Here is a 13,392-nt window from a genome sequence, read left to right on the forward strand (position 1 = left end):
TTTTAATAAAGCGACTTGATCTTTCTTAGTTTTTCTTCCCACACTTCAAGATCGGCTTTATGGTTTTCGATATTCTTGTGAACCTCCTGTACGAGTGGGTTATCGTCGTCTACGTTTGAAAAGAACTGAAGGTTGTTTTCCAGCTGTCTAATCTCAGATTTGGTCTCTTCTATCTTTTTGGTAAGGAAATAATGTTCGTTCCTGATTCTTTTTTCATCATCAGCATCATCAAGAGCCTGTACCTTATTCTCATATTTCATCATTTCGGCCTTGGTATGATCAACATCCATTTTTTTGAATAACTGATCTAGAGCTTTGTTGAATTTACCTTCTATGAAACGTTTGTTGTATGGTACTTTTCCTATTTCTTTCCACGCATTTATCTGCTCTTTTATTTTTGGAAGATCTTCCTTCTTGTTTCCTGAAAGCTCGATATCTTTTACCTTGTCCAGAATATCTTTTTTCTTTTCGAAAGCTTCGATCTCCTCTTTATTGTCCTCATTTCTCTGTGCATGCATGCGGTCGAAGTAATGATTACATGCTTTTTTGAACTGTTTCCAAACCTTATCGCTGTCTTTTCTTGGTACATGCCCAATTTTCTTCCAGTCGGCCTGTATCTTCTTCATAAGAGGAGTCACCGTTTTAAAATCTTCACTATCCTTATTATCCTCAGCGATTTGTATCAGTTCCTTTTTCTTTTCAAGGTTCTCATACTGTTGCTTTTTCAGATTTTTATAATAAGCATTCTTTTTACGGTTGAATTTTCTAACGTTTTCCTTAAAGGCATTCCAGGTATCCTGATTTTTGCTTCGTGGAACTTTCCCTGCGTTGAAGAACTCTTCCCTTAAAGCTTCGATCTCCTTTATTTTCTGCTGCCATTTGTTATGACTGTCGAAATCCTCTTCAGCGATCTCCTTTATCTTGTCAATGATAAGCTGTTTGCGTTCCCAGTTCTCTTCATACTGCTCGTCGAGCTTATTGAAATATTCCTGTCTCTTGTCATGAATCTGCTTTGTGGCAGCGCTAAACCTTTCCCAGATATCATCACGATATTCCTTAGCGACCGGGCCAATTTCTTCCTTCCACATCTTGTGCAGCATTTGCAGTTCGCGGAAAGCACGGTTGGTATTATCTTCCTGCACAAGTTCTTCAGCACGGTCTATCACTTTTAATTTCTGTTCAAGATTATGTTTAAAGTCCATATCCCTGAACTCCCTGTTAAGATGAAGGAAATCATAGAAATTTTCCACATGGTGGTGGTAAGTGTTCCAGACATTATTATATCTATCCCGGGGTATAGGTCCGGCCGTACGCCATTTTTCCTGAATTTCTTTGAAATGATTATAAGTGGTATTGATATTTTCTTCTACATCCAGTAAACCTTTTAGTTCCTCGATAAGTTCCAGTCGTTTCTGAAGATTTTCGTTGAGGTCCTTTTTCAGGCGTTTGTAATAATCATTACGCCTTTCTTTATAATCAAAATATAGCGAGCTGAAGCGTTTTTTCAATGGAGTAGAGTAGTGGAAATCTATAATGTTCCCTCCATCGGCAAGAAAATCTTCTTTTTTCTCCTCCATTTCCTCGTCAAACTTCGCATTGAATTCGTAACGTATTTCAGCCACATGCTCTTTGATGGCCTGTACTTTTTCCTTTTTAAGCAGGCTTTCCAGTTCATCAGCCAGGGCCTCCTGACTCATAGAATGGTAATCTTTTTTCTCTATATCATGGCGTTCTCCAGCGCTTTCATCTTCACTGTCTTCAGCAACCGCATCATCCATATCTTCTTGATGATCCTTTCCTGAAGATTTTTTTCGTTCTCCAACCACCGCATCACCAATATCACTTTCCAGATCATCGTCATCATCTTCATCTCTATCGGCAGCTTGTTTCCTGGAAGCAGATTCAGATACTATGGCGTCTTCATGATCTGTAGAGTCTGAAACTTTCTTTTCCTTATTTTCCTTTTCGTTTTCTTCGGAGTCTTTTTTCAAGACTTCAGGTTCTTTAAAAAAGGGGTTTTCTGCTTCTTCTCCTTCAATTTCAGTATAGGGATCTTCGTCTGGATTTTCCTTTTCTCTTTCTTTCTGATCTGAAGTTGCCTTACCTGATGCAGATTCGCTTAGCATGGCATCTTCATGGTCGGTAGAGCCCGAATTCTCACCTTCCATTTTGGTGTTTTCCAATTTATTTGAAGCTTTTTCCGTAGTATCTTTTGATTGGTCACCAACAGATTCCGCCTGCATTTCGTCTTTGCTCTCTTTCAAAGAACTTTCTTCCGTTTTTTTTACCTCTTCAGGCTTCTTTGCTTCTTCGGAAGAATGCTCTTTTTTCTTGTTTTCATTTTCTTGCTGTGACATGTATTTCAATGTTAGGGTTCCTCAAAATCTATTATTTCTGAAAGATAACAACTCCCCTAAAATTGAACAAGAGATTGGTTTTATTTATGTAACTGATATGCGTGAAAAAATAGTCCGAAATCAGGAGTTCCAGATCTCCCATGCCTTGTTTGCCTGGAGCTTGAGCATCTCTAACCCGTTAAGGGTTTGCGATCCCTGTTCGGAACAGAGTTTCTGTAACATAGTTTCTGAAGGATTGTAAATCAGGTCAAATATGAGGTGTTTTTTTGAAATGAATTCCACCGGAATTTCAGGGTAAGCTTCAATATTTGGTGAAGTTCCCAAAGGTGTGCAGTTTATGATAAGAGGATGATCTTCAAGAATCTTCTCATCCAGCTCAGAATAGGTTAAATGACCTTCTATTGATTTTCTTGAAACGAAACTGTATTCAATATTAAGCAATTTGAGGGAATAGGCGATTGCTTTTGAAGCTCCTCCCGTTCCCAGAATAAGAGCTCGGTTATGGTGTTTTTGTAAATAAGGTTTCAGAGAATTGGAAAATCCCCAGTAATCGGTATTGTAACCAGTAAGACTTCCATCATTCTCAAATTTAATGGTATTTACGGCCTGGATTTTTTCAGCGTGGGAATCGAGCCTATCAAGAAATGGAATTATTTTTTCCTTATAAGGAATGGTTACATTCAATCCATTAATTGAATTCTGTCCAATGACCTCTGGAAATTTTTCAATGGTAGGAATATCAAAGTTGAGGTATTGAGCGTCCAGGTTTTCAATGTAGAACTTTTCAGAAAAATACTTCCTTGAAAAAGAGTAGTCGATATTTTTGCCAATTAGTCCGAATGTTTTCATTGCTTAGAATTTCTATTTTCATACCAGGCCAGGCCAAGCACAATGAATATTCCAATTAGGATAAAAAATATGGCCAGCCAGGTTTCGGAAGTACCAATATCAGGCAGGTAACGGTCATAATTATCGATGATCTTGTTGCCCTCCCGGTCTATGAGTGGCTCTCCGGTCTCATTAAGTTTATAAATTTTTTCCTTCCATGGCCATACCACTCCTAAGGAACCGGTAATAAAACCTATAATTACGGCAAAGGTTTCCTTTTTGCTTTTTTTCAGAACATAGCCCAGAAGATGAGATAAGGAAACAAGGCCTGCCAGGGAACCGGCCGCAAACACCACGAGCACCTGTAGCATCCTTAGTCTTTCAGAATTATCGACAAAACTGAAATCCAGCAGGATTACTTCGGCCATCGTATCATACAGCGCATTTACCGAATCTACGAGAAGTAAAACGTAATTGCCGAGAAGGATCAGGATAAAACTCCCAGAAAGTCCAGGGAGGGTCATTCCGGAAACACTTATCATCCCGCAAATAAAAACGAACCATAGATTATCATTTTCCCTGGCAGGTTCCAGAAAACTGATGCCAATTCCGGCAAGGATCCCCAGTGCTGCAAATAAAATCGAATTACGATCCCATTCTCCAAAGTCTTTACTTATATAATAGATAGAACCTATGATCATTCCGAAGAATGCAGACCATACATAAAGTTCGTAATGTACTATCAGGTAATCCAGGATCTTTGAAACACTGAAATAACTTATAAGCATTCCCAGTATCAACAAACCTAAAAATTTACCATTTACATAACGGTAAAGGCTTTTAAATCTGCCAGATATCAAGAGTTTAAAGGCTTTAAGGTTTATCTTTTGAAGGGAATAAATAAATTCTTCATAGAAGCCTGCTACGAACGCTACCACACCACCGGATACACCTGGAACTTTGTTCGCGGCGCCCATGGCAAGACCCTTAAGTACAAGCAGGATCTTATCGGTAAACGTTCTAGTTTGCTGCATCTGGAACTTTTGGGCTTTGGGTTGCTATGTATTCCAGAAATATGATCAGAAAAAAACCTGCCAGCATCAATAAAACGGCCCATAATGTCTGTGGGTCTCCATCGAAGTTCCATGGAAGTACAGAGGCTTCTTTAAGAACAACTTCTTTATCACCATACATCTCGGTTTCCAGTATTTCTTTCCAAGGCCAGATCTTGTTAAGGGAGCCGGCAATAAAACCTGTTAATACGGCTAGTGTAATATTGCTGTAATGTACAAATAGCCATTTTAAGACTTTAGAAAAAGTAAGTAAACCAAATATGGCGCCCAAACCTATAATACCAAGTGTCTTAATATCAAAATCATGAGCAGCTTCGGTAACCGACTTATAGGCTCCAAGCAAAACAAGGATAAAAGCTCCGGAAATTCCAGGCAGGATCATGGCACAAACGGCTATAGCGCCGGCAAAGAATAGGAATAAGCTGCTTGAATTAGGTGAAAGAGGAGGGAGGCTAACTATATAATAGGCAACCCCGGCACCAATTATTAATGCCAGTATGATCTTAAAATTCCATTTAGGAATCTGTTTGGCGACAAACCAAATACTGGCAACCACAAGACCGAAGAAAAAAGCCCATATAAGTACGGGGTGATTCTCAAGAAGGTAATTTGCAAGGCGCATTACGGTGAAGATGCTTATCAGGATCCCGGTGAATAGAGCCACTATAAAATTTCCATTCAGCTCTTTCCACATAGCCGAAAAACCATCATTTTTCCAGGTAGACAGCAGCGATGGATTTACCCCACTAATAGTTGATATTAATTCTTCGTAGATTCCTGAAATAAAGGCTATGGTACCACCTGAAACACCAGGAACAACATCGGCAGCACCCATGGCCATTCCCTTAAAGGTGACTTTAAGGTAATCGGAAAAACTTCGTTGCATCTTCTTTCTTTATGATTTCGCCCAAAGGTAGCAAAATTACTAAGAGAGCTTTACGAAGGAATTTATAATTTGTCTTACGCTTTTTCGGTTAAAAATATCTGGGAATAACTCTTCAATTATAATATAATATTCAGAGTCGATTTTTAGAGCATTATTCAAATGAAAATAACCTTTTTCTCCTTTGTTTGTGCAGAAGAACAAACCGGCAAGGCGGTATTCTATTTCAGCTGTGTTTGGATAAAACTCCAGCGCCTGAAGCATGCTGCTAATTGCAGTTTCATACTCTCCTAAGTTTATCAGAAGGTCACACCTGGTGATCCAGGTCTCAAGCTCGTAATTTCCTAATTCAAGGCTCTTTTTATACCCCTGCTCAGCCTCCTCATAAAAATTTAGACGGTTATTGATCTTGGCATACCTTTTCCAGTAAAGTACATTCTCCTCATCAATATTTATGGCTTTATTAATGTAATAAAGCGCCTTCTGGAAGTTCTGTCTTTTTATGTAAAAATCGGTGATCGCAATCCAGCCTTTATCAAGAAGGGGATCCTCGTGTACCGTTTGTTTATAATTCTTTAATGCCAGATCGTCACATCCAATTTTTTCAAAGCATTTACCAATTCTCAAATAGGCGAACGAAGTAGGGTCTTCCAGCTCCAGGGTGATATTGTAATTCTCGATGGCCTCGTTGTAACGCTTCAGTTTTTCCAGCACTTTACCTTTTTCCAGGTAAGCACCTACGAACCTGTCGTCACTTATAATTGCGAAATCGAATGCAGCAAGAGCCTTTTTGTATTCTTTAAGATCGAAATATTGTTTACCAACCTGATGCCAGGCTACTTCACAATATGGGTTCTTGTTGAGGTACATGTTGAGGTAATCTACTGCCTCTTCTTTTTGCTCAAGAAAATCAAAACAATACATAATATTGTACAGTGCGGAATAATCTTCCTCATCGGCCTCCAGGCACTTCATGAAACTGTATTTCGCATTTTCGAAATCTTCCAGGAAAAGGTATTCCATACCCATTAAAGAAAATATTTCAGCATCCTCTAATGTAATTTCCAGTGCAGACTGCAGCATTTTGATCGCTTCAGTATGCATATCCCTTTTAGAATAGATCTGAGCCTTTTGAATATAGATCTCCTCATTTGAAGTTTCCAGTTCTTTTAGCTCATTTAGAATTCCATCTGCCAGATCGAGTTTGTCTTCAAAAACTAGGATTTCTACCTTGAATAACCTTAAATTCACAGAAGTAGGGTGCTGAGCCAGCCCCATCTTCACGGCCCTTTTGGCAAGCGAGATCTTACCATTTTCAAGATAATGATTGATAATGTTTTCAAACTCATTCGAATCGAAGAACAAAACATCATTAGTTTTAAGCATAGATTCGAATCGGGCAAGTGAGAAATTATCTTCTTCGTTATGGCTTAATTGCATAAGAGAGGGATTAAGGGATTTCTACTGTACTAAAGTTATAAATGATTAAAAGTGATTTGGGAAATACTCTCTATTGTTGTTAACAAATTAATTAACATCCCTGTCATTGTTTTCAATCTCACAGAGTATGTCAACAATAATGCCACAACCTTTCAGGATTTCCTCATTAGAGATGGTTAGTGGCGGAGTAAGCCGCACTGCCCGTTTTTCGAACAATAGCCAGAAGAGAATGAGTTGTTTTTCTTTAGCTCTTAAAACAACCTTATCGGCAATTTCGGCAGATTTTAGAATAAGGGCGAGCATAAGACCTTTTCCTCTAATTTCTTCAATAAGAGGATGCTGTAAGTGTTTTCTGAACAATTTTTCCTTTTCCAGGCCCTGCTGAATAAGGTCGGTATCAGTGATTTCCCTTAGAGTTGCCAAAGCTGCTGATGCAATTAAAGGATTCCCTCCGAAAGTCGTGATATGACCCAGTTTGGGATTATCCATTAACAGGTCCATTAATTCTTCTGATGCTGAAAAAGCACCTATAGGTAAGCCTCCGCCCATTCCTTTACCCAGAGCGACAATATCTGGAACCACTTTGAAGTTTTCGAATCCAAAGAGTTTCCCTGTTCGTCCAAAACCGGGTTGGATCTCATCAAGAATAAGCAAGGCTCCAACTTCCTGACACCTTTCCTTCACTTTCTTCAGATAATCATTCACAGGCATGATAAAACCAGCTCCGCCCTGGATGGTTTCCAGGATTACCCCGGCAGTTTCTGAAGTGATTTTTTGAAGATCTTCTTCTTTATTAAAAGCAATAAAAGAAATATTGCCTATCAATGGTCTGAATGGCTTCACCCGTTCTTCATAGTCCATCAGGCTTAAAGAACCCATAGTATTTCCATGATACGCACTTTTCGCAGCAATAATCTGGCTTCTTCCGGTTGCCCGGCGAGCAAGTTTCATGGCTCCTTCAATCGCCTCTGTCCCTGAGTTCACGAGGTAGGTTTTGTTTAAAGGATCTGGTAAATGCTCTGCAAGAAGCCTGGTTAGTTCTACGGCTGGTTTCTGGGCATATTCGCCATATACCATCACATGAAGATATTTTTCAGCCTGTTTCTTAATGGAATTTACAACCCTTGGGTGGGAATGCCCCAGGCTACAGGCCGATACACCAGCAACAAAATCGAGGTGCTCCTTACCGTCTGTTGTTACGATATAAGATCCTTTAGCATGAGAAACTTCCAATGCGAGTGGATGCGGAGTAGTTTGTGCCTGATATTTTATAAAGTCTTCCTTCAACACTTCATTATTCAATTGACTTTTTCAAGCTGTCATTTTCTTTAAGGCTTTCCTTGATGGTGTTCTGGATCGTGTCAGTTTTAAAATTAAGACTGTCCGCTTTCCTGTTCTGAAGGATCTTAGGATTCAGTCTTGAATTTTCGTTGAGTAACAGGTCGTCCTCCTCCCGTTCTTCAAAAAATTCTTCAGGTTCATCGGGTAAAGCTATACCCTTGATCTTTTTTAGTTCCGGTTCGGGCTGATCCTTAAAAAGGCCTTCCTTGGAAAGTATCTGTTCCTCACCACGCCAGTTGAACCCCTGCAACTGTCGGGCATTTGGCGGAAATTCCTGTTCTGGTGTGAGATTGCCGTCCACACGATTATAATAATAGATGTCCCGTATCTGCTGTTCCTCGAAGAATATCTCTACCGAACTCGCGAGCGTTTTATTGATTCCGATCAAATCGTTATTCTCATTCCGCATGTAATTGAGCGTTTCGGTATTCTTGTCTATTATAACCCGTTCCATCGAATTATCCTTGAAATAACCGGTAAGTTCCTTTCCTTTTAGTTGATTGTAACCTTCAATGGTATCCTTTTGAATAAGAAAAGCATTATCAAAAACCAGTAAAGAATCAAGCTGCTCCGTTTTAGTATTGCTTTGCAGGTGAATACTATCCCCGGTCATTTGATTGTTGCCCGACCAGAGTACCGGTTTGCCATTCCCCATGCTGCTGATATTTATAAGTTTGGTAAGTCCTGTTTCCTGATCTGAATAAATAGAATCGCTTCGACCACTCATAGGATTCTCGCCGGTTTGGTCTTCTTTAAAGATCCTAACATCATAAAAACCTCTAATTATCCTCTTTTCGGGTTTACCAGTGATCATGATAGTATCACTATGAATAAATAGGGTATCTCTTTCCTGTAAACTTGCCGCAACAGCTTTTTTTGTGATAAATACTGAATCTTTATCCCGGAAAACCTCGGCATAATGACCAGTAACCTGGCTGTCATTAATGGTGTCTATTACCCGTATATTATTAGTAGCTGATGCAAAACTATTTTCCCTGTTGAAGTACAGACTGTCTCCTTTTAAGATCCTGTTCTCATAATCTATTCGGGAGTTCTTTACGAAATAGCCATTATCTGCCCTTGTGTCATAAAAACCTCTTTCACAATAAACCGTGCTCGTTTCACTTACAATAGTGGAAGGACCATATAAATAGGCATGTCCCGATTCAGAATAAAAATCCAGCTGCTCAGAGTTAATGGTATATTCTGGATTGGTAACTACAACCTCGTTAATAAAACTGTATTTATCTTCTTCCATATAATAACGCCCTACCGTGCTGGTAAGAACACTAGCGGTATCGGTTACTTTTCCACCACTTCTATAGTAAGCCTGTTGTTTTAATCGGTCAAAGAAAAGACTGTCTGTTTCCAGAGTAGTTTGGGGCCGGGTCATTCTTACATTTCCGCTGGCAAAAGCAAATTCGGTATTACCATTATATTCCGCATAATTACTTGTCATTCTAACACTATCTCCTTGTTGCATTCGAATATTACCGTAGGCCTTGAAGAAATTGGCGTTTTTATAAAAAACGGCATTATCGCACCAAACCTCAATTCCGTCATGATCGAAATAAACCTGGTTGTTGACTTTACTAAGGATTAAAGCGCCTGGATATTTATCTTCATTCTTCAGTGTTCGGTCTGAATCATAATTGATTTCCTGATTCGTCTGAGCCATTAACTGAAAAGAAAAAAGCAAAAGGAATATGGTAAAAAAGTAAGTTTTCAAGAAGCTGAATTTTTTTCAAAAGTAAGAAATTTACGGCTAGCATTTTCTGTGAACATACTAGTAGAAAAAAGCTATGCGCTTTAAAAACTTTCTTAAAGGCAGTATAAAAAAATGTTTAAATTCTTAAACATTCACAAAATAAGATGGCTTTAAGATAAACTTAACTCTTTAAGGCAAACCGATGCTGAATTGTCTCCGTATGTTTCTATGAAACTAAAAATTTAATTATGAAAAAACCCTTAGTAAAGGTGGATGTTGTGGAAGCGTCTTCCAAAAAATCGAAAAATAATTCCCGTAGGAAATTCATTAAAATGAGTGGACTTGGAATTGCAGGAACAAGTTTTCTACTCTACGGATGTAGTGAGGAAGAATTCGATCCAGGAAATCCTCAATCTCCTTCAAATCCAGATCCTATGGAACCAACAGATCCAGGAGATGAAGTATTTGACCTTGGAAGCGGAGATGTTGGTATACTAAATTATGCATATGCCCTGGAACAGCTTGAGGCAGCATTTTATACACAGGTTCGTGCCGGGGGTTATTATGCCGGTGCTCCTCAGGAAGAGAAGGATCTAATGGACGACCTTTACAATCATGAGGTAATTCACAGAGACTTTTTTAAGGCTGCCATCACAGCGGCTGCTGGAGAAGAAAATACATTACCCGATCTTGAATTTGATGTTTCCTCTATAGATTTTGATAGTAGAGACTCTGTTCTAGCAACAGCAATGGCTCTGGAAGATACAGGAGTAGGTGCATATAATGGAGCAGGAGATAGAATTGCGGATGCTACCTATCTCACCCTGGCCGGAAAGATCGTTTCTGTCGAGGCAAGACATGCTTCAGCGATACGTTCCCTGATAAATCCAGATTCCGCAGATTTTGCCGGGGATGATATAGTTAATCCTGAAAATGGACTGGACGTGGCTTATGACCCATCTGAAGTATTTGACATTGCAGGTGGTTTTATTGTCACTGAATTTACAGCAGACAATCTGCCAGAACCAATGACCGGAGCATAATCTACTAACCTTAAAAACAAAATTATGAGTATAATAAAATTATTGGATGAATTTTCATCTGAAAAACTAACAACAAAATCTTCTTCTAGAAGAGAGATGTTCAATACATTGGGATCTTTTGGGAAAAAGGCAGCAGCAGCTGCAGTGCCATTTGGTCTGGCAACTTCCGGAAAAGCAAAAGCGGCTACAGCTGCTTTTTTCCAGGGGAATTCTGCAGTCGATGCTTTACAATTAGCACTTACACTAGAATATCTCGAAGCTGAATTCTATATAAAAGCTTTAGAATCTGGAGTGCTGCCAGCAGGACGTGCAGAAACTGTATATATGCAAATTTCTAAGCACGAATCTGCTCACGTAGATTTTCTGCGTGCAGGACTGGAAGGTGCAGGAGCAACTCCCGTAGAATCTCCAACCTTTGATTTTACTGCCGGGGGAGCTTTTGATCCTTTTAACGATAATGGAATTGGTCAGGAAACAGCTTATGCTCAATTACTAGCATTAGCTCAGGCTTTTGAAGATACTGGAGTGAGAGCTTATAAAGGACAGGCTGGAAATTTAATGGGTACAGCATTTCTGGAACCAGCGCTTCAAATCCATTCGGTAGAGGCAAGACACGCTTCTGAAATTAGAAGAATTAGAGGCCTGGAAGGTTGGATCACCGGAAGTATGAGAGGCGATGGTATGCCAGAAGCAACTCAGGCGGTTTATGATGGAGAAGAGAATGTGATGCAGGGCGGAGTAAACGTAACCGGGCTAAATTTTGCAGACCCTATTGTAGGTGATGTAACCGAAGCGGTTACTCAGGCTTTTGATGAACCAATAACTGCCGAAACCGCAACTGCGATAGCAAGCCTGTTTATCGTTTCCGATTCAGACGGAGATGATTCAGACGGATAGTGAATAAGAAAAATTAATATCCTATAAACGAAAAAGCCCCGCCAGAAGCGGGGCTTTTTCTATTTCAATAGAAAAAAATCTATCTTTTAATTGTTTGTTTTCTATCGGGACCAACAGAAACGATGGTAATAGGTGTTTCCAGTTCCTTTTCCAGGAAGTCTACATAATCATTGAATTCCTTTGGCAGTGAAGAAGAATCGGTCATTTTTGTGAGATCTTCTTTCCATCCTTTTACTTCTGTATAAACAGGTTCAAGATTTTCAGGTTCAATATTATAAGGAAGGTGAGTTATAGTCTCTCCTTTGTATTTATAAGCTGTACATACTTTTAAGGTGTCAAACCCGCTAAGCACATCACCTTTCATCATAATTAGCTGGGTAATACCATTCACCTGAACGGCATACTTCAATGCTACAAGGTCCAGCCATCCACATCTTCTTTTTCTACCGGTGGTGGCTCCAAATTCATTTCCTATGCGTCCCATTTTTTCACCTACTTCATCAAAAAGTTCGGTAGGGAAGGGACCACTACCAACTCTGGTGGTATAAGCTTTAAAAATACCGAATGCTTCGCCTATTTCTCTTGGTGCAACTCCAAGACCTGTACAGGCTCCGGCTGCCGTAGTATTCGAAGAAGTCACAAATGGATAAGTTCCAAAATCTATATCCAGTAAAGAGCCCTGAGCTCCTTCAGCAAGGATACTTTTACCTTCTTTCATCGATCTGTGAAGGTATTCTTCGCTATCTATAAAAGTTAATTCCTTCAGGGTTTCCACGGCATCACAGAATTCTCTTTCCAGTTCTTTCAGGTTATATTGAATATTCACATCGTAGAAAGCGATCATTTTCTCATGCTTATCGGCAAGGGCACGATATCTCTCTTTCCAGTCTTCTAGTTCAAGATCGCCAACACGCAATCCATTTCTTCCAGTCTTGTCCATATAAGTAGGTCCTATTCCTTTGAGAGTAGATCCTATTTTTGCCTTTCCTTTTGAAGCTTCAGAAGCTGCATCCAGAAGTCTGTGCGTTGGAAGGATTAAATGAGCTTTTCTTGAAATAAGTAGCTTAGACTTATAATCGATATTATGTTTTGCCAGGTTATCCAGTTCTCTTTTAAAGATCACCGGGTCTATCACTACACCATTACCTACAAGGTTTATGCTGTCATCGTGGAAAATTCCAGATGGGATAGTGTGTAAAACATGTTTCTGACCGTCAAATTCTAATGTATGACCGGCATTAGGGCCACCCTGAAAACGAGCAATAATATCGTATTTTGAGGTAAGGACGTCAACAATTTTGCCTTTTCCTTCATCACCCCATTGAAGACCTAGTAGTAAATCTACTGCCATGAATTTCTAAACTTAATTGGTTGATTTTTTATTTCCGTAAAAGTAGAGTGAATGTTTCTTGATCTCAATATCAAAAACCTCTTCAATGGTTTGTTTGATACTTTGTATCCTGGGATCGCAAAACTCTATCACTTCTCCGGTATCTGTAAGTATAATATGATCGTGCTGCCTGTCAAAATAAGACTTTTCATATTGTGCCTGATTCTGACCAAACTGATGCTTTCTTACCAAACCACACTCGAGTAATAATTCAATAGTATTATAAAGTGTAGCCCGACTCACTCGATATTTTTTGTTCTTCATTTTAATATAAAGAGACTCAATATCGAAGTGATCATCAGAATTATAGATCTCCTGAAGAATAGCAAAACGCTCCGGAGTTTTCCGGTGTCCTTTTTCTTCAAGATATTTAGTGAAAACGTTCTTAACGACCGCCTGGTCGTTCTTATTTACGACTTTTTTGCTCATAAT

At 39.3% G+C, this 13,392-nt stretch carries 11 protein-coding genes; 2 read left to right on the plus strand and 9 right to left on the minus strand.

Going from position 1 to position 13,392, the window contains the following annotated elements; genetic code table 11:
• Positions 1–2: 2 nt before the first annotated feature.
• The 7 genes from ML462_RS14170 to ML462_RS14200 all read right to left on the minus strand — a co-directional run bounded on the left by ML462_RS14170 (position 3) and on the right by ML462_RS14200 (position 9,600).
• Complete coding sequence (locus ML462_RS14170; protein WP_240714484.1) at positions 3–2,357, minus strand: DUF349 domain-containing protein; 2,355 nt, start codon at positions 2,355–2,357, stop codon at positions 3–5.
• 120 nt (positions 2,358–2,477) lie between these two features.
• Positions 2,478–3,206, minus strand: a complete 729-nt coding sequence (locus ML462_RS14175) for a shikimate dehydrogenase family protein (protein ID WP_240714485.1) — start codon at positions 3,204–3,206, stop codon at positions 2,478–2,480.
• Positions 3,203–4,219, minus strand: coding sequence for a DUF368 domain-containing protein (locus ML462_RS14180; RefSeq protein ID WP_240714486.1), 1,017 nt, complete (start codon positions 4,217–4,219; stop codon positions 3,203–3,205). Before ML462_RS14180 ends, ML462_RS14175 begins: the two co-directional genes overlap by 4 nt.
• On the minus strand, positions 4,206–5,144 hold the full coding sequence (locus tag ML462_RS14185) for a DUF368 domain-containing protein (RefSeq protein WP_240714487.1): 939 nt from the start codon (positions 5,142–5,144) through the stop codon (positions 4,206–4,208). Before ML462_RS14185 ends, ML462_RS14180 begins: the two co-directional genes overlap by 14 nt.
• A 39-nt stretch (positions 5,145–5,183) precedes the next feature.
• Entirely contained in the window at positions 5,184–6,581 is a 1,398-nt protein-coding gene (locus ML462_RS14190) for a tetratricopeptide repeat protein (protein WP_240714488.1), read from the minus strand.
• An 87-nt stretch (positions 6,582–6,668) separates the two neighbouring features.
• Positions 6,669–7,868, minus strand: coding sequence for an aspartate aminotransferase family protein (locus ML462_RS14195; protein ID WP_240714576.1), 1,200 nt, complete (start codon positions 7,866–7,868; stop codon positions 6,669–6,671).
• Positions 7,869–7,875: 7 nt separating this feature from the next.
• Positions 7,876–9,600 (minus strand): OstA-like protein, encoded by a 1,725-nt coding sequence (locus ML462_RS14200; RefSeq protein ID WP_240714577.1) that lies wholly within the window; start codon positions 9,598–9,600, stop codon positions 7,876–7,878.
• Positions 9,601–9,878: 278 nt separating this feature from the next.
• Between ML462_RS14200 and ML462_RS14205 the strand changes: the two genes are divergently transcribed.
• Positions 9,879–10,673 (plus strand): ferritin-like domain-containing protein, encoded by a 795-nt coding sequence (locus ML462_RS14205; RefSeq protein WP_240714489.1) that lies wholly within the window; start codon positions 9,879–9,881, stop codon positions 10,671–10,673.
• A gap of 24 nt (positions 10,674–10,697) precedes the next feature.
• A complete protein-coding gene (locus ML462_RS14210; RefSeq protein WP_240714490.1) occupies positions 10,698–11,570 on the plus strand; it encodes a ferritin-like domain-containing protein in 873 nt (290 codons plus the stop codon).
• A gap of 79 nt (positions 11,571–11,649) precedes the next feature.
• Here the strand turns inward: ML462_RS14210 and ML462_RS14215 are convergent, their stop codons facing one another.
• Complete coding sequence (locus ML462_RS14215) at positions 11,650–12,921, minus strand: adenylosuccinate synthase (RefSeq protein ID WP_240714491.1); 1,272 nt, start codon at positions 12,919–12,921, stop codon at positions 11,650–11,652.
• Positions 12,922–12,933: 12 nt separating this feature from the next.
• Complete coding sequence (locus tag ML462_RS14220) at positions 12,934–13,389, minus strand: Fur family transcriptional regulator (RefSeq protein ID WP_026934828.1); 456 nt, start codon at positions 13,387–13,389, stop codon at positions 12,934–12,936.
• Positions 13,390–13,392 lie beyond the last annotated feature (3 nt).

The sequence above is a fragment of the Christiangramia lutea genome, assembly GCF_022489035.1.
GTDB classification, from domain to species: domain Bacteria; phylum Bacteroidota; class Bacteroidia; order Flavobacteriales; family Flavobacteriaceae; genus Christiangramia; species Christiangramia lutea.